18 protein-coding genes are annotated in these 19,553 nt (G+C 71.0%); 9 read left to right on the forward strand and 9 right to left on the reverse strand.

Features of this window, described 5'->3' with window-relative positions:
- Positions 1-102: 102 nt before the first annotated feature.
- Together LNW72_RS18085 and LNW72_RS18090 are read left to right on the forward strand one after the other, a co-directional pair.
- Positions 103-1,674: a DUF11 domain-containing protein gene (locus LNW72_RS18085; RefSeq protein WP_250976370.1), complete on the forward strand. Its 1,572-nt coding sequence runs from the start codon at positions 103-105 to the stop codon at positions 1,672-1,674.
- A gap of 220 nt (positions 1,675-1,894) precedes the next feature.
- Entirely contained in the window at positions 1,895-3,103 is a 1,209-nt protein-coding gene (locus LNW72_RS18090; protein ID WP_250976371.1) for a transcriptional regulator, read from the forward strand.
- 181 nt (positions 3,104-3,284) lie between these two features.
- Here LNW72_RS18090 and LNW72_RS18095 read toward each other — a convergent pair whose 3' ends face one another.
- On the reverse strand, positions 3,285-3,656 hold the full coding sequence (locus LNW72_RS18095) for an STAS domain-containing protein (RefSeq protein ID WP_138353549.1): 372 nt from the start codon (positions 3,654-3,656) through the stop codon (positions 3,285-3,287).
- A gap of 318 nt (positions 3,657-3,974) precedes the next feature.
- On the opposite strand from LNW72_RS18095, the gene LNW72_RS18100 reads away from it, so the two are divergent.
- Entirely contained in the window at positions 3,975-4,532 is a 558-nt protein-coding gene (locus tag LNW72_RS18100) for a sigma-70 family RNA polymerase sigma factor (RefSeq protein ID WP_250976372.1), read from the forward strand.
- Complete coding sequence (locus tag LNW72_RS18105) at positions 4,529-5,662, forward strand: maleylpyruvate isomerase family mycothiol-dependent enzyme (protein ID WP_250976373.1); 1,134 nt, start codon at positions 4,529-4,531, stop codon at positions 5,660-5,662. The genes LNW72_RS18100 and LNW72_RS18105 overlap by 4 nt, the downstream gene beginning before the upstream one ends.
- 48 nt (positions 5,663-5,710) lie before the next feature.
- On the opposite strand, the gene LNW72_RS18110 is transcribed toward LNW72_RS18105, so the two are convergent.
- From LNW72_RS18110 to LNW72_RS18125, 4 genes are read right to left on the reverse strand one after another with little or no spacing between them, the layout of a single operon-like run.
- Positions 5,711-7,396, reverse strand: coding sequence for a N,N-dimethylformamidase beta subunit family domain-containing protein (locus tag LNW72_RS18110; RefSeq protein WP_250976374.1), 1,686 nt, complete (start codon positions 7,394-7,396; stop codon positions 5,711-5,713).
- Between the two features lie 24 nt (positions 7,397-7,420).
- Positions 7,421-8,365, reverse strand: a complete 945-nt coding sequence (locus LNW72_RS18115; protein ID WP_250976375.1) for a glycosyltransferase family 2 protein — start codon at positions 8,363-8,365, stop codon at positions 7,421-7,423.
- Positions 8,362-9,099, reverse strand: a complete 738-nt coding sequence (locus LNW72_RS18120) for a glycosyltransferase family 2 protein (protein ID WP_250976376.1) — start codon at positions 9,097-9,099, stop codon at positions 8,362-8,364. Before LNW72_RS18120 ends, LNW72_RS18115 begins: the two co-directional genes overlap by 4 nt.
- Positions 9,096-9,530, reverse strand: a complete 435-nt coding sequence (locus LNW72_RS18125) for a DUF2304 domain-containing protein (RefSeq protein WP_250976377.1) — start codon at positions 9,528-9,530, stop codon at positions 9,096-9,098. Before LNW72_RS18125 ends, LNW72_RS18120 begins: the two co-directional genes overlap by 4 nt.
- Positions 9,531-9,819: 289 nt before the next feature.
- Between LNW72_RS18125 and LNW72_RS18130 the strand changes: the two genes are divergently transcribed.
- A complete protein-coding gene (locus tag LNW72_RS18130; protein ID WP_250976378.1) occupies positions 9,820-11,145 on the forward strand; it encodes a hypothetical protein in 1,326 nt (441 codons plus the stop codon).
- A gap of 249 nt (positions 11,146-11,394) precedes the next feature.
- Positions 11,395-13,113, forward strand: a complete 1,719-nt coding sequence (locus LNW72_RS18135; protein WP_250976379.1) for a hypothetical protein — start codon at positions 11,395-11,397, stop codon at positions 13,111-13,113.
- A gap of 88 nt (positions 13,114-13,201) precedes the next feature.
- Here the strand turns inward: LNW72_RS18135 and rfbD are convergent, their stop codons facing one another.
- Together rfbD and rfbB are read right to left on the reverse strand one after the other, a co-directional pair.
- Entirely contained in the window at positions 13,202-14,119 is a 918-nt protein-coding gene (rfbD, locus tag LNW72_RS18140; protein WP_250976380.1) for a dTDP-4-dehydrorhamnose reductase, read from the reverse strand.
- The gene (rfbB, locus tag LNW72_RS18145; RefSeq protein ID WP_250976381.1) at positions 14,116-15,102 is read right to left on the reverse strand and encodes a dTDP-glucose 4,6-dehydratase; all 987 of its coding nucleotides are present in this window, start codon (positions 15,100-15,102) and stop codon (positions 14,116-14,118) included. Before rfbB ends, rfbD begins: the two co-directional genes overlap by 4 nt.
- A gap of 139 nt (positions 15,103-15,241) precedes the next feature.
- Between rfbB and rfbA the strand changes: the two genes are divergently transcribed.
- On the forward strand, positions 15,242-16,123 hold the full coding sequence (rfbA, locus tag LNW72_RS18150) for a glucose-1-phosphate thymidylyltransferase RfbA (RefSeq protein WP_250976382.1): 882 nt from the start codon (positions 15,242-15,244) through the stop codon (positions 16,121-16,123).
- Entirely contained in the window at positions 16,120-16,722 is a 603-nt protein-coding gene (rfbC, locus tag LNW72_RS18155) for a dTDP-4-dehydrorhamnose 3,5-epimerase (protein ID WP_250976383.1), read from the forward strand. The genes rfbA and rfbC overlap by 4 nt, the downstream gene beginning before the upstream one ends.
- A gap of 30 nt (positions 16,723-16,752) precedes the next feature.
- On the opposite strand, the gene purU is transcribed toward rfbC, so the two are convergent.
- Together purU and LNW72_RS18165 are read right to left on the reverse strand one after the other, a co-directional pair.
- Positions 16,753-17,616, reverse strand: coding sequence for a formyltetrahydrofolate deformylase (purU, locus tag LNW72_RS18160; RefSeq protein ID WP_250980205.1), 864 nt, complete (start codon positions 17,614-17,616; stop codon positions 16,753-16,755).
- Positions 17,617-17,654: 38 nt separating this feature from the next.
- A complete protein-coding gene (locus tag LNW72_RS18165; RefSeq protein ID WP_187145299.1) occupies positions 17,655-18,101 on the reverse strand; it encodes a hypothetical protein in 447 nt (148 codons plus the stop codon).
- Between the two features lie 160 nt (positions 18,102-18,261).
- Between LNW72_RS18165 and LNW72_RS18170 the strand changes: the two genes are divergently transcribed.
- Entirely contained in the window at positions 18,262-19,518 is a 1,257-nt protein-coding gene (locus tag LNW72_RS18170) for an ABC transporter substrate-binding protein (protein WP_285369618.1), read from the forward strand.
- Positions 19,519-19,553: the final 35 nt, after the last annotated feature.

A 19,553-nucleotide genomic window follows, 5' to 3' on the forward strand; every position in this document is an offset into this window, starting at 1 on the left:
TCTCACCTCTGCTCGCTGCCCTCGATATCGCACACCCGCACGAAGGCATCTCCTTTTCTTCAGCTGAAGGTTGCCTTGAGAAGTCCGTCCTTCCGTGGTGCTGTGACCGCTGCCGTGGCCTCCGCCGTGTGCCTCCTGACGCTGGGAGCCGCGGGATCCCCGTTCGCCGGAGCCCCGGCCGCCGTAGCCCCGGCCGGCGTTGACGGCGGCGCCCGGAGCGGCGCCCGGAGCAGCGCCCCGAGCGGGGACATCGCGGTGACCGCGCCGGCCCGGCTCGTGGTGCCGGCCCCCTCCGCCCCCGACCCGGGCGCGCTGCGCACGCTGGAGGTCGGGCTGCGGCAGGGGGGACCCACGGGGACGCTCACCCCCGGCGTGTTCACCGTCGACGCCCGCGGACTGGCCGGCGTCGCGGAAGTGATCTGGCCCACCAGCTGCACCCACGCCCGCGGCAGCGCCGTCGCCAAGTGCGATCTGCGCACCAGCCCTTCCAACCCCGGAAAGCTGCTGTCGCTTCGCATACACAGCCTCGTCGGCGCCCGGGCCGGGGCGCACGGCGTGATCACGTACACCCCGAAGGGGGCACCGGGCGGCGCGCGTGCCGTTCGGACCACGGTCTCCGTCGGCTCCGGCCCCGACGTGGTCACCTCCGCGCCGTTCCGGCTGCGGGCGGCCGCGCCCCCGGCACCGGGCGCCACCGTGGTGCTGCCCTTCACCCTCACCAACGCCGGGAACGAGACGGCTCCCGGCGCGATCGTGCGCATCTACGGATCCCGCGGACTGGCCTGGTCCGCCGCGCACTCCAACTGCGAGTCCCTCCGGACGCCGCCGTCGGCCGACTTCCCCGCCTCCGCCTCCGCGCTCTGCGTGATCGACCAGCCGCTGGCGCCCGGCGCGACCTACGCGTTCGCCGAGCCGCCGGCCTTCCGCACCGAGAGCTTCGCGCTCTGGGAGCGGACGGATCTGCGCGTGACGTCGAAATCCGCCGACGCGCTCGCCGACGCCCACGGGACCGCGTCCTGGACCAAGGGCACGGGCACCCCGCTGCGCCTGATGCCACGCCCGGGTCCCTCGGCCGATGACCTCTACCAGGAGGACAACTTCGCCACCACCGCGGTCGCCGTCCGCAACACCGCGGACCTCGCGGTCACCGGCAGCCGCGTCTCCGGCACGGTCGGCCGGCGCGTCACCGCCGGAGTGACGGTGACCAACCACGGCCCCGCCGCGGTCTCCGACATCACCGTCGGCAACCCGGTCGTCGCCGTCGACGTCCGCGTTCCGGCGGGCACCACCGTCGTCAAGGCGCCCAAGGGCTGCCGGCCGGTGCGGCCGAACGACGAGGACGCGCCCGGTGCCGGCGGCGCCCCGCAGTACACCTGCGAGACCAAGAACTGGCTCGACCCGGGCGAGTCCGTCATCTTCCCGTTCCAGCTGCGGATCGACCGGGTCATCGACGGTTCGGCGGGCTCCGCGACCCTCCAGATCGACCACGACCCCAACTCGCGCACCAACTTCGACACCGACCCGGGCGACAACACCGCCGTGATCGCCGTCACCGGTGACCGCCTCCTCCTCACCCGCAAGCGGGTCGCGCTGGCCGGCGGGCTCACGGTCCTCGCGCTCGGCGCCGGCTTCGTCGTGCTGCGCCGGCGAAGGGCCCGTTCGCGGCAAGCCTGAGAGCGCGGGAATCCCGGGAAGGACTGGGACGATCGGGATGACCGGGACCAATGGGGCCCCTGGCACCGCCAGGATTAGCGGGCCGTGACAGCTGCGGCCGGGCATGCCCCGACAGCGGCTAGTCTGCGTCTGCTGACCACGTAACTTCCCGGACGCGTCGCCGAGTTGACGCGCGCAGGACGTCCGGCCGCGTGGCGCGACCAGGCCTTGGGAGGCGGACGTGGCGGACGCTACGGACAGTGCGGTTGCGGCGCGCAAAGGTCCGCGGGACCGCCGGCCGGGCCGCGCACAGGCGCAGGTGCACGCGGCGCGCCGGCTGGGCGAGGCCCGGATCGCGCTGGCCGCGGGCGACGCGGCCACCGCGGCGGACCGGTTCCGCGCGGCGCTCGCCACCGCCGGGGACCACGAGCTCGCGGACGAGCAGGTCTCGGGCCTGCTCGGACTGGGTGACTGCGCCCTCGAGACCGGTGAACTCACCGTCGCCCGCGAGCACTTCGAGGCCGTGGAGAAGCTGCTGGCGGGCGAGCCGCTGCCGCGCCGGGCCGCGGCGATCCGCGGCCGGGCGGTCTCCCATCTGCTCGCGGGTGAACTGCGCTACGCCTGCTACCTGCTGGAGAGCGCGATCGACGGGCTGCACGCCGCCGCAACCCAGGACGCCGACGCGCTGCTGCTCCTGCACACCGCCGTCATCGCCCCGTACATGGACATGGGCGCCCACGCCCGCGCCGCCCAGGCCGCCGAGCTCGCCCTCGCACTCGCCCCCTCCGCCACCGATCCCGCGCTGGTCGCCGGAATGCACCGCAGCGTGGCCCGCACCCTCATCGCCGAGGGCCGGATCACCGAGGCCGACGCCTCGCTCGCCACGGCACAGGAGCTGTACCAGCGGCTGGGCTTCCGCTCCGACCTGGCGAAATGTCATTGGATGCGGGGTTATGTGCACGCCCAGGACGGCAATCTGGAGCATGCGGAACGTGAACTGCGGCTCGCCCGCGACATGCTGGCGGCACAGCGGTCCGTGCTCTTCGCCGATCAGGTGGAGGTGGAACTCGCCGACGTGCTGCGCCGGCGCGGCAGCCACTCCGAGGCGGGCGAGCTGCTCGCCCGGCTCCTCGACCGCATCGGTCCCGAGCGCGGCGCCATCCACGCGGCCGGTGCCCACCGGCTGCTCGGTCTGATCGCGCAGGAGGACGGCGAACTCGACGCCGCCGAGGAGCACTACGTCAACGCGCTGTCCCTGCTGGAACGCGCCGGCGCCGCCGGCGATCTCGCGGACCTCTGCCGGCTGCTGGGCGATCTGCTGCGCAGTACCGGACGGGTCGAGGCCGCCATGGACGCCTATCGCACCGGCCTCGGCCACCGTGCCGCGATCGGCACCACGACGCTGGGCCCGGCTCCGGCGAAGCCCCCGGCCAGACCACCGGTGTACTGAGAGGCACCATCAACACGGCCTGGGGTCTGTCGTCTGGATCTCCGTGGGGGAAGGAGCGGTGTCCGGTGCGTGCAGCTGCAAGGCGGAGGAGGGAGGCGACGCGGAGCGTCGTCGACCGACGACAACGCGGCAGATGTGCGTGCTGGACACCGCGACGCCGCGGAGATCCAGACGACAGGCCCTAGGCGGATATCGGCCGGGCCGAGTCGTCGGTCGCGGAGGCGAGGTCCGGGTAGACGTCGAAGAGGCGGCGGACGCCGAGGGCGGCCAGCACCCGGTTGACATGGGAGCCGTCGTCGGCGGCGCCCTGGTCCGGCAGGACGATACGGAGCCGGCCCGCACACGAACGCATCAGCCGGCGCGCGGCGATCAGCACACCCACTCCGCTGGAGTCGCAGAAGCGCACCTCCGCGAGATCGAGGACCACGCTGCGCCGCCCGTCGGCGACCGCCTCGTGTACGTGCTGGCGCACGGTGGGGGAGGTCAGGAGGTCCATTTCGCCCGTGACGATCACCACGGCCCAGCCGTCCTGCTCGACCTGCGTTACTTCCACTGAGTCTCACCTCGCGACGTCGCTGGGAGCAGCCCGGCCACCCTGGCGGTCCGCGGAGGCCCGGAAGGCCGCTCCTCGGGGAATTGCGACAGCGTCATCATGTGAACCCTATGCCCGGAATCCCGCACAGCCGAGCAGTACCGCGGTCACACCCGCATAACACATCGCCAGAAGCGGTCCGATACGGCGGCAGGATGGCGCAAAGGGGCGTACGCCGTCGTAGGTGGCGGTTACATTCGAGCTGACGGGGCCGGGCAGGCCCGGCAGAGCGGACGCCGCCGACGGAACCGCCGGCGGCGAGGGGAGAGGGGCGGCGGCATGGCGACACCGGCACCACCCCGCTGGGACCGCAAGATGCAGCAGCGGCTGGCCCGCGGGGAGGAAGCCGCGCTCGGCGAGCTGTACGACCGGTACGCGTCGCTGGTGCACAGCCTCGCCCACCGCGTGCTGGACGACGACGAGGCCGCGAACCACATCACCCGCGAGGTCTTCGGCTTCCTCTGGGAGAACCCCGACGCCTACGACCCGAGGCGCGGCTCGCTGCGCTCCTGGATCGCCGCGCTCACCCAGCGCCGGGCCGTGCAGCGGCTGCGCCATGCGGAGAACCGCGGCCGGAGCAGCCAGGACGAGGTCGAGGCGAAGGTCCGCGAGGCCAACACCGCGGCCCGCGCCGACTTCATCGTCACCTCCATGCCGGCCCCGCTGCGCGACGCCCTCGAACTCGCCTACTTCCGGCGGCGCGACTACCGGCAGACCGCCGCCGACCTGGGCGTGACGGAGGACGAGGCCAGGCGCCGGCTGCGCCTGGGCCTGCAGCTGCTGTCCACCGCGATGGCACCCGCCGCGCACGCGGGTCTCGACGGGCGGCAGCGGTGACCGCCGGGACGACGGGCACCGGGCCGGACCGGGAACCGTTCCCGCCGTACGACCACAGCACCCTCAAGTCCCTGCTCGGCGCCTGGGCGCTGGCCGCCTGCTCACGCGACGAGTCGCTCGCCGTCGAGGTGCACCTCACGGACTGCGCGGCCTGCGCGGACGAGGCGCTGCGGCTGCGCGACGCCGTCGGCCTGCTGCACCAGGAGGAGACGCTCGACCTTGATCCGCTGCTGCGGTCCCGGGTGCTGTCGGGCTGTCTCGACCGCCGCCCGGCGCGCATTCCGGTGCCCGAATGGGCGGGCCCGTACGACGCGGAGTCCGCCCGGCTGGACGCGTTGCTGCGCGATCTCGGCGACGGCTACTGGGACGCGCCGGTGGAACTGCGCTGGTACGAGGACAAGCGGGTGGCCCGTGAGGTCTCCGTCGCGCAGGTCATCGGCCATCTCTGCGCGGTGGACGGCCTGGTCGCGTCCGCGCTCGGGCTGCCCATCGACGAGCTGCCGTTCGATCCCGCGCAGCGCACCGAGAGTTACTGGGCCACGGCGCGGAACGTGCCGGGCGCCCCGTTGCGTGCCCGGTGGCGCGAGCAGAGCCGGACGCTGGTGCGCACGGTGTCCTTCGCCGGTCACGGGACGGCCGGACTGGACGTCGGGTACGGCGGGTTCACGCTGCCGCTGCGGGACGCCTTCCTCGATCGGGCCTTCGAGTGCTGGATACACGCCTGGGACATCGCCGAGGCCGTCGACTACCCGTACGACCCGCCGGCGCCGCGCAACCTCAACCGCATGATCGACCTGGCGGCCCGGATGCTGCCCACCGCCATAGCGGGGCGCCGCCGCGCCGGACTCACGGCCTCCCCGTCCCGGCTCACCGCCGCGGGCTCACCCGGCCGGTCGGTGCATCTGGAGGTCGAGGGCCGGGGCGGGGGGAACTGGTACATCGCCCTGGACTCACCCGGCGCGCTCGCCACCGCCGAGGAGGCGGTGGCCCATGTCGCGCTCGACAGCGTCGAGTTCTGCCAGCTGGCCGCGGGTCATCTCGAGCCCGAGCGGATAGCGGTGGGCCAGGACGGGGACCGCGACGTCATCCGCGATGTGCTCTTCGCCGCCGCGAGCCTGTCCCGGCTCTGAGCGGCGGGCGCCGCCCGTGCCCCGGCCGGGGCACGGGTGCGACGTGGGTCACATGTTGTACTTGAAACGGCCTGTCGGGCGGGCGTACTTCTCGTAGTTGTCCACGGCCGGATGGGCCTTGGCCGCGGGCCCCGCCTGAAAGGCGCTGATTATGTTCTCGGCGACCTTGGTGGCGAATTTCCCGGTTTCCTTGGGCAGTTTGCCCCAGCACGGCGACGCGTCCACGGCACACGTCCATCCCAGGGTTCCCGCGCTGAACACCCCGGCGCCGGAAACAGTGGTGTAGTAGGACGAATTGGCGAAGCTCTTGTCCTTGCCGTTGATGACCACCGGCGAATTCGAGAGAATCTGAATGGGCCGCGGAGTGTTCCCGTCCGAGAAGACCCGGTCGAATTCACTGCGGACGAGACCCGGATACTGCGAACCGGCGTGCGCGCCGGTGCCCTTGTACATCCAGACGTTCGGGTCGGTGACCACGTACGGGGCGAGCACCCCGGCCCATTCGTACTGGATGCCGAGGAACGAGGACTCGGGACGCGGGTTGGGCGCCTGCCGCCATTGCTGGGTGGCCTCGTCGGTGTCCGTGAGGCTCATCGGGTCCTCGGCGGCGTCCTTGTAGCAGGTGACGACGCGCTCGGCGCCCAGCGGCGAGGACTCGAACCGCACGTGGCGGTAGGCGTTGTTCGCCCCGAAGAATGCCAGGTTGACGCCCTTGTCACGCAAGGCGATGGTGTTGGTCCGCATTCCCGACGACCAGTACTCGTCATGGCTCGGGAAGATCATCCCGCGGGCGCCCTTGAAGCGGGCCGGCTCGGAATCCAGCTCCAGCGAGGTGCCGTAGGCCAACGGGATGCCCATGCGCTCGGCGAGCGTCAGCATCGGCAGCTCGTGCCAGCCGAACAGGCCGTCGCCCGCCCCGCTGTAGGGGCGGTCGAAGCTCACCTTGCGCGCCCGGTCCCCGTAGCCCTTGATGCCGCCGTAAATGTTGGCGCCGCCCCAGGAGTTGTACGCCGCCCACGTGGCGACCGCGTTGATGAAGACGCTGCGGCCTTCGGCCGACTTCGAGCGCACCGTGAGGGGCACCCAGCGGTCGTGGCCGGCGGCGGAGACGAGCTTCAGCCGGTAGTCGCCCTCCGGCCAGCCCTGGGTGGAGACCTCCAGGGAACGCTTCCAGGGGGCGCGCGCCATATAGATCTGCGGAGTCGTCTCCGCGGCGGCCTGTCGCTGACCCCTGACACGGTCGGACGACCAGACCAGCCGGCCCTGCTTACCGTCGTACCAGCCCATCCTGTACGCCTCCACCTGGAAATCGCGCGCAGGGGTGGAGACGTACAGACCGAATTTATCGCCCGGGTCGACACTCACCCGATCGGCATAACCTTCGATAGCGTTTTGCGGACCGGGGTTCTTCAGTTTCCAGTCGGTCGTACCCGGAAGGGCGTTTTCCTTGGCGACATTGATTCCGACATTTTTGCCGGGACCGCCCTTCTCGGGGGGCGGAGTCACCACCTGCACCGGCGGGCGCCCGGGTGTCGGCAGCGCCGTCACCGTCTCCTTGGCACTGTCCAGCAGGTTGGTGCCGTACTGAACGCATACTGCGACAACTACGCCGAGGGCGGCGACAAGGAGAGCTATCCGGCGCAGATTCATGATTTTACGATCATACAGGCGAGCAGGATCGCAGAATGTGAATTCGCCCGGCCGGACGAAGAACGTCGATAACGATTCGTTCACCGCCGCGGTGCAGCTGAGTAACAATCAGGTCGTGGGGCCCCTGCCGATGGAACCGAACGCGTGCCGAATCAATCCGCGGGTGCTGCCCCGGGGTCCGCGGCGGGCCGCGGCGGGCAGCAGGGTGAGCGCGTGCAGCCGTGAGGACCAGTACCGGCGCGAGGCCTTCGCGGCGCGGTTCCAGCCGTGGGCCGTCAGCCGTTCCGCGGTCTCCCGGAAGAAGCGCCGCGCCTCGTCGAAGCGGTCCCCCGAAAGGGCCTTGGCGGACGACTCGCTGACGGCATGTCTGCGGTACTGGAAGGACACGGTGTCCGTGACGACCAGTGAGGCGCCGTCGAGCAGCAGGTCGACGACGAGCGCCAGATCCTGGATGACCCCGAGGTCGGCCCGGAAGCGGAACCTGCGCATCGCTTCGGTACGCCAGCAGATGGAGGGGAAGTAGAGCCAGTTGCCGCGCAGCAGGCTCACCGCCAGGTCCTCGCCGCTGAGCGTGAGGGGGCGCGGGCCCTTCGGCGCGTAGAGCCGCTCCTTGGTGGTGTCCACCAGGGTCCGGGACAACCGTCCCTCGCCGTCGATGACATCGACGCCGGGCTGCACCATGGTCGCCTTCGGCTCATGGTCCAGGGCGGCGCGCACCGTCCGCAGATAGTTCGGCAGCAGCAGGTCGTCACAGCCCATGAGGACGGTGTACTCGCCCTCCGACAGCTCCACGCACCGGTTGAAGTTACCCGTCACCCCGAGGTTCCGCTCGTTGCGGAGGTAACGGACGCGGTCGTCGGCGAGGGCGGCGAACCACTCCGGTACGCCCGCCTCCTTGCCGTCGTCGACGACGGTGAGCCGCCAGTCGCTTCCGTCCTGGGCCAGCACGCTGCGGACGGCGTCCTGCATCAGGGTGACGTCGCCGTAGTACGGCATCAGGATGTCGAAGCGCGGTCCGGCGGAACCGCCGCCGGACGGATCCTGGTCGGTCATGCCGAGGCCATCGTGTGCGGGGCCTGGGTCGGCACCCGCCGGATCAGCGCGAGCAGCAGGACCAGGCCCGCGCGGGCCAGGTAGACCATGGCGCGCAGCGGCGAGTGGCTCGGCTTGCCGGTGGTGCGCGGCCGCATCGCGACCGGGACCTGCCGGACGGTGTAGCCGCAGCGGATCGCGCCGACGGTGCTCTCCACCGTGTCGCCGAGGTACTCCACCGGGTACCAGCCGGCGAAGAACTCGATCAGGTCGCGGTTGCAGGCGCGGAAGCCGGAGGTGGCGTCGGTCAGCCGGGTGCCGGCCAGCTTGGACATGACTCCGGACAGCAGCCGCATCGCCCAGCGGCGCGGGCCGCGGGCCTGGTAGTCGCCCTCGCCGCCGAAGCGGGCGCCGACGACCAGGTCGGCGTTGTCGAGCTCGCGCAGCAGGGCCGGCACATAGCTCGGGTCGTGCTGGCCGTCGGCGTCGATCTGGATCGCGACGTCGTAGTTGTACTCCAGCGCGTAGCGGTAGCCCAGCCGCATGGCGCCGCCGACGCCGAGGTTGTACGGCAGGCGGGCGACGATCGCGCCCTCCGCCGCGGCGACCTTGGCCGTGCGGTCGGTGGAACCGTCGTCCACGACGAGGATGTCCGCGTCGGGCAGTTCCTTGTTGATCTCACCCAGGGTCGTCGCCAGTCCGGCGTCCTCGTTCCACGCCGGCACGATCACCAGCACCCGTCGGCCATCGATCATGCCCGGGCCTCGCGATCATCCGTAGGGGTGGTGGGGGTGGTCCCGTCGGTGCCGGTGGTGCCGTCGATGACGGGCTTCACCGCGTTGGCGGGCATCGGGTCGGCGCTCTGCGCCAAGTGCGCCCGGATCAGGGCCACTTCCTCGGCCAGGGTGCGCGTCTCGGCCTCGAGACGGCTGGACTCCCAGCTCAGGTGCAGTGTGACGAGCAGCACAAGGACGAAGCCGGCGAAGAGCACCAGGCTCACACCGGAGGCGACGCCGAGCTTGTTGGCGATCGAGTCGAGCCAGGTCGGGAAGAAACCGAGCGGAGCGATGATCAGGCCGATGAGCAGCCACAGGGCCGCGTACTTCTCGCGCAGTTGCTGGCGACGCAACAGCTCGACGATGCATCCGAGCACCGCCAAGCCGGTCACCGAAGTCAGTACGGACAATTGCACGATTCAGCCGTCTTTCCGGTCGGAGTACGAGGCTGCCGCGTCATACCGACGTCGGCTGACGTCCAGGGAATGACCGGCTACCGGGCAGAGGGCGAAGAAGACGTCCCGCCAACCCTCGACTGGGTGGCGACGTCACACACGCTGCCGGACACGGCGCTCATGGTACCCCTTGGCCACAAGAGCCGAAAGCCGGGTGGACGCCCACGCCCCACGGGCTCCGGGCCGCTCGGGGCGCAGGTCCGGCGAGTACCTGTCATGCCCTCCGGGGTATTCTGGCCGCCACATGAAGTCGCCCACAGCACTCCTGCGCACGCTCCCTTCCGGGACCCTTCTCGTCGGGGCCGGGGTGGCGGCGAACGCCGGCGCCTCGTACATCTTCCTGGCCCTGGCCGGACGGACGCTCGGCCATGACGACATGGCCCAGATCTCCGTCCTGTGGTCGGTGATCGCCTTCGCGGGCATCGGGCTGTTCTTCCCCGTCGAGCAGGAGCTGACCCGGGTGGTCGCCGCGCGGACCGCCTCCGGGCTGGGCGCCGGACCCGCCATCCGGCGCGGGATACTCACGGCGACGGCGATGCTGGCCGTGGTCCTGGCGGCGCTGGCCGCGGCCTCGGGCCCGCTGGCGAACCTGCTCTTCAACGGCGACCGGGCGATGGTCGCGGTGCTGGGCGCGGCCTTCGTGGGCTGGGCCGCGCAGCACACCGCGCGCGGCATCCTCGCCGGGTACGGGAACTTCCGCTGGTACGCCGTCCAGCTGACCGCCGACGCGGCGCTGCGGGTGGGCGCCGCGGTCGCTCTGCTGGCCGCGAACGGCTCCTTCCTCGCCTTCGGCCTGGCCATGGCGCTGGCCCCGCTGCCCGCCGTGCTCCTGTGCCTGCCCGCGATGCGCCGGGCGTCCCGGCCGGGACCGGCCGCCGGCCCCGGTGAGATCCACAACGGCTTCGGCGTGCTGGTCGTCTCCACCACGCTGATGCAGGCCGTGGCCAACGCTCCGGTCGTCACCGCCAAGCTCCTCGACCCGGACAACGCCCCGCTGGTCACCGCCCTGGTCTCGGCGCTGATCCTGGTGCGGGTGCCGCAGTTCCTGGTCAGCTCGATGCAGGCGTCCCTGCTGGTGGAGCTCACCGGCCGGCACACCGCCGGCGACAAGGCCGGCTTCCTGCGCACCCTGCGCGGCAACCTGCTGATGGTGTCGGCGCTCGGCGCCGGCTGGGCGGTCGTCTGCGCGGTGATCGGCCCGGCCCTGAACGAGACGGCCTTCCACGCGCCGCCGGCCCTCAGCTCCCTGGACTTCGGTCTGCTGGGTCTCGGCGCGGTCGCCCACCTCGCCGCGATCGTGCTCAGCAGCGGCACCCTGGCCACCGGCGGCCACCGCATACTGTGCGTCGCCTGGACCATCGGGGCCCTCGCCCTCGGCATCGCCCCCCTGCTGCCCGGCGGCACGGCGCTGCAGGTCGAACTGTCCTACGCGATCGCCGCCAGTGCCGCCGCCGTCGCCCTGTTGTTCGGACTGCGCGTCGGGCTGCGCCGCTTCGACCGGCCCTTCGACCCGACGACCCGGGCACTCGTCGGGGATGCCGAGGCGATCGGCACCGTCAAGCCCGGCTGACCGGCCGCGGGCCAGTGCCCGCAGGCCCCCGGGCCCGCCCGGCGGCAAACCCCGATCGGGATTCCCGTACGATCTGGAACGCTGTCCCACCGAACCTCATCAGTACTGGTGTGCAGCACCTCACACGTGAAGACGGCGGTCAGCACGCTAGCCGCCCTACCCGTCCGGCTCCGGCGCACACACACCGACCTCGAAGACGGTCACGCCGCTGCCAGGGCGACCGACCGGATCGCTGGAGCTGACTGAGATATGACACCGACCGACGCGCCGAGGGCGCCCGGAGCAGCAGGGGTGCTCAACGCCGCCGCTGTCGCGTTCAAGCCCTGGCGCAAACGGCTGGCGATGATCGCCGCCGAGTTCGCCGTCGCGATCGGGGCCGCCCTCGCCTTCGCCCGGTGGAGCACGTCCATCGCGGTCAACCCGATGACCCGGATCGGACAGGTCAGCGGGCTGGCGGCGCTGCAGTTCCGGCTCATCGCGGTGGCACTGCCGCTGCTCGCCCTCGTGCTCTGGTCGGTCTTCCGGGCCAGTCCCCGGGTGCACCGGATCGTGCTGCGGCTGGTCTGCGCCGCCATCGCCGGACTGGCGACGGGCATGACGGCCGGCGGACAGGTCGTCGCCCTGCGCGGCACCCCCTGGCCGCTGAACGGCCAGAGCGGTGACAACGGACGGCTGGAGGCCTGGGCCACCCAGATCCAGCACAGCGGCCACATGGTCAACATCTACCCGCCGGTGCTGCCGCACCTGACCGCCTTCTGGGCCGACCACTTCGTCGACAACCACCAGACGGCGTTCGCCCTCAAGTGGATCCTGATCATCTCGATCGCGCTCACCGGTCCGGCCGCGTACCTGGCCTGGCGGATGTTCCTGCGTCCGCTGCCGGCGCTCGGCGTCGGCATGCTGGCCGGCATCCCCTCGGTCGTGGTCTACAAGCCGTACAGCCCGCTGGTGCTCGTCGTCCTCATCCCGCTGCTCGCCAAGCTCCTGCAGCTGCTGCGCAATTCACCGCGCCGGCCGTATCCGGCCGTGGCCTGGCGGGGCGCGGCCGTCGGAGCGATGCTCGGCGTCCTGTTCATCGTCTACTCCGGCTGGCACATCTGGTCCGCCCCCGGGATACTCCTCGCCATCGTCGGGCTGTTCCCCTGGCGCTCCGGGCGGGACGGGATGCTGCGGGCCGGCGCGTTCCTCGGGACCGCTCTGCTGGCGTTCCTGATCATCGGCGGCAAGTACGGCTACATGCTGCTGTCGGCCGCCGACAGCACCAAGGACCGCTTCTGCTCGACGCTGACGCTGGTCGACCCCGGCTACATCGCGATGACGCCGTTCTACACCCGCAACGGCAACCTGCCCGGCATGTGGCCGCCGCCGGGCGAACTCGGCGGCGTCGGGGTGTTCACCGCGCTGATGATGGTCGGCGTCGCGGTGGCGCTCACCGTCGGGCTGCGCCGCTCCGCCGTCATCGGCGTCGTCGCCTGCTTCGGCAGCGCCTGGGCGATCCGCTTCTTCTTCGCCTCCCACATGGAGCGCGACCAGGCGGTCCAGCTCTTCCCCCGTACCTACCAGACGCTCCTCTACTGCGGTCTCGCGCTGTTCGGTCTCGCCTGCGTCCTGACCGGCGAGCGCGTCAAGGAGCGGCTCGCCGCGATCCCCGCGCTGCAGTCGCCGGCCGCGTCCCGCAACGCGGGCCGCTACGCCGCCATCGGCGTACTGACCGCCACCGTGGTGCTCACCGGCATGGCGGCCTCCGCCCAGTCCGACCCCTTCTTCCCGGAGAACCCGAAGGGCGTCAGCACCATGGGCCGGCTCGCCTACCAGGCGCACCTGCTCGCGAAGCCCGACGGCACCTGCTCCAAGTTCGCCCCGCACGGCAAGTGCGACCCGCCGCGCAAGCTCAACCCGATCTCCCCGCCGGAGACGGACCAGCTGCTGCACGGCTGCGAGTACGCCTGGCGCAAGGGCCAGCCGTAACCCGGTGAACGACGAAGGAGGGGCACCCGCCGCGGCGGGTGCCCCTCCTTCGTCGTTCCGTGGTCCTGCGTCGTGCGGCCGGCCGAACTCAGGCTCCGGCGGCGAACGTTCCCGCCGCGACCGCGGCCTTCAGCTCGTCCCGCCAGTCGGCCATCGCCGGCAGCCCGGCGGCGGACCAGCGGTCGTGGCCCAGCACGCTGTAGGCCGGACGCTTGGCCGGCCGGACGAACTTGTCGGCCGTGGTGGGGCGGATCCGCTCCGGGTCGAGGCCGGACAGCTCGAACGCGGCGCGGGCCAGCTCGTACCAGGTGGCCTGGCCGGCGGCCGTGCCGTGGTACGCGCCGGCCGGGGCGTCGCCGGCGAGCGCGGCGCGGCCCAGCTCGGTGAGCCGGACGGCCAGCGCGCGGGCCCAGGTGGGCTGGCCGAGCTGGTCGTCGACGACGTCGAGCGTCTCGTGGGTGGCCGCCAGCTTCAGCATGGTCGCCACGAAGTTGCGGCCGTGCGCGCCGTACAGCCACGCGGTGCGCACGGTGTAGCCGCTGTCGGGCAGCAGCTCGGCGACCGCGAGTTCACCGGCGAGCTTGCCGCGGCCGTAGGCGTTGACGGGCCCGGTCGGGTCGTCCTCGCGGTACGGCTCCTTGGCGTCGCCGGGGAAGACGTAGTCGGTGGAGACATGGATGAGCAGCGCGCCCGCGGCGGCGCAGGCGGCGGCCAGGTGGCGCACTCCGTCGCCGTTGACGACGGTGGCGGCGGCCTCGTCGGCCTCCGCGCCGTCGACGTCCGTCCAGGCGGCGGCGTTGACCACGATCCGGTGGCCGCGGACCGCCGCGAGCAGCGCCGCGGGGTCGGTCAGATCCAGGTCGGCCCGGGTGGCGGCGGTGACGGCCGAAGCCGGATCAGCCGCGAGGGCCGCCACGACCTCCTGGCCGAGCATGCCGCCGGCCCCGGTCACCAGCCAGCGGGTGACGCCGGCGGCCGGGTCCTCGTTCGTGCCGGCATCGCTCATGAAAGCGCCGCCTTGGCCTTGAGCGGCTCCCACCAGGCGCGGTTGTCGCGGTACCAGGCGACGGTGTCGGCGAGGCCCTGGTCGAAGCCGATCAGCGGCTCGTAGCCCAGCTCGGCGCGGGACTTGCCGATGTCCAGGGAGTAGCGCAGGTCGTGGCCCTTGCGGTCCTCGACGTACTCGACCATGTCCCAGCCGGCGCCGCAGGCTTCCAGCAGCCGGCCGGCGAGCTCCTTGTTCGTCAACTCGGTGCCGCCGCCGATGTGATAGACCTCACCGGCCTTGCCGCCCTGCAGCGCGAGCGCGATGCCCCGGCAGTGGTCGGAGACGTGCAGCCAGTCACGGATGTTGCCGCCGTCGCCGTAGAGCGGGACCTTCTTGCCGTCCAGCAGGTTCGTCACGAACAGCGGGATCATCTTCTCGGGGAAGTGATGGTGCCCGTAGTTGTTGGAGCAGCGGGTGACCACCACGTCCATCCCGTGCGTGCGGTGGTAGGCGAGCGCGATCAGGTCGGAGCCCGCCTTCGCCGCGGCGTACGGGGAGTTGGGCGCGAGCGGCCAGTCCTCGGTCCACGAGCCTTCGCTGATCGAGCCGTACACCTCGTCCGTGGACACGTGCACGAAGCGGCCGATGCCGAGCTTGTGGGCGGCGTCCAGCAGGGTCTGGGTGCCGAGCACGTTCGTGGTGACGAACGCGGCCGCGCCGGTGATCGACCGGTCGACGTGCGACTCCGCGGCGAAGTGCACCACCGCGTCATGGCCGGGCAGGACGGAGGCGACGAAGTCCGCGTCGCAGATGTCGCCGTGCGCGAACCGGTAGCCGGGCAGGTGGGCGACCGGAGCGAGGTTCTCCGGATTGCCGGCGTAGGTGAGTTTGTCCAGTACGGTGACGGAGGCGGTCTCGAGCCCCGGCATCTCCCCTGACAGGACTGCGCGGACGAACTGCGAGCCGATGAATCCGGCGCCACCGGTAACAAGAATGTTCATGAGTGCCAGAGTCCAGTCAGGCCCCTACTGGGGGGCGGCGTAAGATGGTTTGCTTCGCCGTAACTCTAGCCGTTCCCCGAGTGCAGGGGCGAAGCCGAGCAGTCATCGGCCGCCTGCCGCCGGAGAAAGTAGAAACAACATGCGTGGTATCCTCCTCGCCGGCGGGACCGGGTCCCGGCTGTGGCCGATCACCAAAGCGGTCTCCAAACAGCTGATGCCGGTCTACGACAAGCCGATGGTCTATTACCCGCTGTCGACGCTCATGATGGCGGGAATTCGCGACATACTGCTCATCACCACCGAGCAGGACCAGGAGCAGTTCCGTCGGCTCCTCGGCGACGGCTCGCAATTCGGTATCAATATCGAATACCGCTCGCAGCCGAATCCCGGTGGAATCGCCCAGGCATTCCAGATCGGTGCGGACTTCATCGGCGGCGAGCCGGTGGCGCTCATTCTCGGTGACAACATCTTCCACGGCGCGGGCCTCGGGCGGCAATTGCAGGACCACAGCTCCCCCGACGGCGGTGTGATCTTCGCCTACCAGGTGAAGGACCCCACCGCGTACGGCGTCGTCGAGTTCGACGAGCACGGCAACGCGCTGTCGATCGAGGAGAAGCCGGAGCGGCCGAAGTCGCGCTTCGCCGTCCCCGGCCTCTACTTCTACGACGGCCAGGTCGTGGACATCACCAACAGCCTCAAGCCCAGCGCGCGCGGCGAGCTGGAGATCACCGAGGTCAACGCGACCTACCTGAAGCAGGGCAAGCTCCGCGTCTCCGTACTGGACCGCGGCACCGCCTGGCTGGACACCGGCACCTTCGACTCCCTCGTCCAGGCCTCGGAGTACGTCCGGGTCATCGAGGAGCGGCAGGGGCTGAAGCTCGGCTGCGTCGAGGAGACCGCCTGGCGGATGGGGTTCATCGACTCCGAGCAGCTGCGCAAACTGGCCGAACCGCTGCTGAAGAGCGGTTACGGCGAATACCTGGTCAACACGCTCGCCCTCGAAGAGGACCTCCCGCGATGAACATCCGACCGCTGTCCTTCCACGGCGCCTGGGAGATCACCCCCCAGCAGCACGGCGACCCGCGCGGGCTGTTCCTGGAGTGGTACCGCTTCGACCGGCTGGAGGCCGAGGTCGGGCATCCGATGCGGCTCGCGCAGGCCAACATGTCGGTGTCGTCGAAGGACGTCGTGCGCGGCATCCACTTCGCCGACGTCCCGATGGGCCAGGCCAAGTACGTGACGTGCGTACGCGGCGCGGTGCTCGACGTGGTGGTCGACCTGCGGGTCGGCTCGCCCACCTTCGGGCAGTGGGACGGCGTCCGGCTGGACGACGTGGACCGCAAGGCCCTGTACATCGCGGAGGGCATGGGCCACGGCTTCTGCGCCCTCAGCGACGACGCCACGCTCTCGTACCTCGTCTCGGACGTCTTCCGTCCCGACAAGGAGCACGGTGTGCACCCGCTCGACCCCGAGCTCGGCATCGACTGGCAGACCGGCGCGCCCCAGCTGTCCGCCCGGGACGCGGCCGCCCCCAGCTTCGCGGAGATGCGGGACGGCGGCCGGCTGCCGGACTTCGACGTCTGCCAGGCCCACTACAAGGAGCTGGGCGCCGGCGCCTGACCGGACCGGTACGGCCCGCGGCACCGCACGTCAGGCGAAGACGACCGTGCGGTGCCCGTTGATCAGGACGCGGTGCTCGCTGTGCCACTTCACGGCGCGCGCCAGCGCCTGGCACTCGACGTCCCGGCCGATCGCCACGAGCTGCTCGGGGGTGACCTCGTGCCCCACCCGCTCGACCTCCTGCTCGATGATCGGTCCTTCGTCGAGGGCCGCCGTCACGTAGTGCGCGGTCGCGCCGATCAGCTTCACCCCGCGTGCGTGCGCCTGGTGGTAGGGCTTGGCGCCCTTGAAGCTCGGCAGGAACGAGTGGTGGATGTTGATGATCCGGCCGGGCAGCCGCTTGCACAGGTCGTCGGAGATGACCTGCATGTAGCGGGCCAGCACCACCAGGTCCACGCGCTCCGCCTCGACCAGTTCCAGCAGCCGCGCCTCCGCCTGGTCCTTGGTGTCGGCGGTCACCGGGATGTGGTGGAACGGGATGCCGTAGGAGCCGGCGAGCTCCTCGAAGTCCGTGTGGTTGGAGACCACGGCCGCGATCTCGACGGGCAGCGCGCCGATCCGGGTGCGGAACAGCAGGTCGTTCAGGCAGTGCCCGAACTTGCTGACCATGAGGACGACCCGCATCTTCTCGTCCGCCGCGTGCAGCTGCCAGTCCATCTGGAAGGCGCTGCCGATCGCCGCGAAGCTCGCGCGCAGTTTGTCCTGGTCCACCGGCGGCTCGGCCGTGAAGTGCACCCGCATGAAGAACAGCCCGGTGTCCTGGTCCCCGAACTGCTGGCTGTCCACGATGTTGCAGCCGGTCATGAAGAGGTAACTCGACACGGCATGCACGATGCCCTGCTTGTCGGGACAGGACAGCGTCAGCACATATTGCGGCTCGTTCACACGGGCCAGCCTCGCACACGCGGCGGCCGGCGCGGCGCCGCCGTCCGTCAGGCGGTACGCGTGTAGATCGCCAGGACGTCGAGCGAGCGCGGCGGCGCGTCCACGTCGTCCCCGTCGGCCGTCGCGAGCTTGACGTGCGCCTCACGGGCGGCGCGGACCGCCTCCGGCCAGGCGTGGTGCTCCAGGTAGGTGCTGACCGGCGCGTCCGCGCCCACCTGGTGCAGGATCTTCAGCACCCGCAGCACCGCGACGTCGACGAGCGCGGCCTCCTGCGAGTCGCGGAAGATCGTCCCGACGTATTTCTCGGCGGACCAGTTGTCGAGCCAGGTGTCCTCGACGAGGCGGTAGACGGCGTCGGTGACGTCGCCGAAACCGGGCACCCCGGCGAGCCAGCACTCCTGCTGGAACACCGGGTCGCTGATCATGTGCAGCGCCGAGCGCACATTGCTGCGCCAGCGCCACCAAGGCATGTCATTGAGCGGCATGCCCCCCATCGTGGAGGAGCGGGCACCGCGGCGGGAAGTCTTCTCCGAAGTCTGCACGGTGACCGATCGTACGTTCCCTCGAATCCGCACCTGTAATTCACCTGAACGTGACGCTGTGTTCGCTCGGGGTCACCCCCGCGTTGGGCGCGGAACGGAAGCGTCCATGTTCATGACTGAACGGCGTTCGCGCAAGGCTGTCCTGTTGGCTGTATCGACGACCTGCGCGGCGCTGATCAGCGGCTGCGGTGTGATCCCGGGGAGCGCGGGGGGCTCCCCGGGACCCGTGGTCGTCATGACCTGGGCACCGGACGGTACGAAATCGACCAACATGCCAGGAATGCCTGCCATGGCGCAGGCGTTCGCGGCCCACATCAACGCCTCGGGCGGGCTGAACGGCCGTGAGCTCAAGGTCCTCACCTGCAACGACCACAACGACACCGTCGAGGCCGCGAAGTGCGCGCAGCGGGCCCAGGACGAGGGCGTGGTCGCCGTCATCGGCTCGTACAGCGAGCACGCCAACAGCTTCACCTCCACCCTGGAGTCGGCCGGGATCCCGTACATCGGGGGCTACGGGATAACCCAGGAGGAGTTCCAGAGCCCGATGTCCTATCCCGTCAACGGCGGCCTGCCGGCCCTGCTGACGGGCAACGGGAAGCAACTGGCGGCCTCCTGCTCCAAGGTCAGCCTGGTGCGGCCGGACACCATCGTCGGCGACCAGTTCCCGCTGTTCCTCGACGCCGGCCTCAAGGCCGGCGGCCGGCCCGCCGCCAACGACCTGCCGACGGCCGACGACTCCACCGAGTACACCGGCGTCGCCCAGCGGGCGGTCGGCAGCGCCCGCTCCGGCACCTGTGTCGCGGCCGTGCTCGGCGACCGCACGGACACGTTCATCGACTCACTCCGGCGGCTCGGCGAAGAGCTGCCCGACGTCCGGTTCTCCTCGGTGATCGGCAGCATCCAGCAGTCGCTGATCGACAGCACCGGCGGCAGGAACAGCCCGCTGGAGAACGCGTTCGCCACCGGCTGGTACCCGCCGACCTCGGACCCCAAGTGGGACGCGATGAAGGAGGTCGTGAAGAAGTACGCGTTCGGCGACAACCGGATCGACGTCGCCGACCCCGGCGTCCAGACCACCTGGATCGCCTACTCGGTCTTCACCGAGGTCGTCCGGACGATGGGCGCGGAGGAGGTCAACCCGATGACCCTCAAGCGCGCGCTGGACAAGGCGACCGGCATCTCGACCGGCGGCCTCACCCCGGACCTCGGCTGGCGCAACGAGAACATGCTCCCGGTGCCGGGCCACCCGCGGATGGTCAACGCGAAGGTCGTCTACCAGGTCGTCAAGGACGGCCGGCTGGTCGCCGCGCGCACCGGATTCGTCGACATGGCGGCGACGCTCGGCCGCCAGGTGAGCCAGAGCAACTAGGGCCTGTCCGGCCGCAGCGGCGTGCGCGCCGGCGG

Origin of the sequence: Streptomyces sp. RKAG293, from assembly GCF_023701745.1 — a bacterium.
In the GTDB taxonomy this organism is placed as follows: Bacteria; Actinomycetota; Actinomycetes; order Streptomycetales; family Streptomycetaceae; genus Actinacidiphila.

Bases quoted from the DNA above. Each gene is read 5' to 3' on its own strand.
- LNW72_RS18100 (WP_250976372.1), top strand. From the start codon at position 3,975: ATGGCGACACCGGCACCACCCCGCTGGGACCGCAAGATGCAGCAGCGG.
- LNW72_RS18115 (WP_250976375.1), bottom strand. From the start codon at position 8,365: ATGACCGACCAGGATCCGTCCGGCGGCGGTTCCGCCGGACCGCGCTTC.
- LNW72_RS18120 (WP_250976376.1), bottom strand. From the start codon at position 9,099: ATGATCGATGGCCGACGGGTGCTGGTGATCGTGCCGGCGTGGAACGAG.
- LNW72_RS18130 (WP_250976378.1), top strand. From the start codon at position 9,820: ATGAAGTCGCCCACAGCACTCCTGCGCACGCTCCCTTCCGGGACCCTT.
- LNW72_RS18135 (WP_250976379.1), top strand. From the start codon at position 11,395: ATGACACCGACCGACGCGCCGAGGGCGCCCGGAGCAGCAGGGGTGCTC.
- rfbD (WP_250976380.1), bottom strand. From the start codon at position 14,119: ATGAGCGATGCCGGCACGAACGAGGACCCGGCCGCCGGCGTCACCCGC.
- rfbB (WP_250976381.1), bottom strand. From the start codon at position 15,102: ATGAACATTCTTGTTACCGGTGGCGCCGGATTCATCGGCTCGCAGTTC.
- rfbA (WP_250976382.1), top strand. From the start codon at position 15,242: ATGCGTGGTATCCTCCTCGCCGGCGGGACCGGGTCCCGGCTGTGGCCG.
- rfbC (WP_250976383.1), top strand. From the start codon at position 16,120: ATGAACATCCGACCGCTGTCCTTCCACGGCGCCTGGGAGATCACCCCC.
- LNW72_RS18165 (WP_187145299.1), bottom strand. From the start codon at position 18,101: ATGGGGGGCATGCCGCTCAATGACATGCCTTGGTGGCGCTGGCGCAGC.
- LNW72_RS18170 (WP_285369618.1), top strand. From the start codon at position 18,262: ATGACTGAACGGCGTTCGCGCAAGGCTGTCCTGTTGGCTGTATCGACG.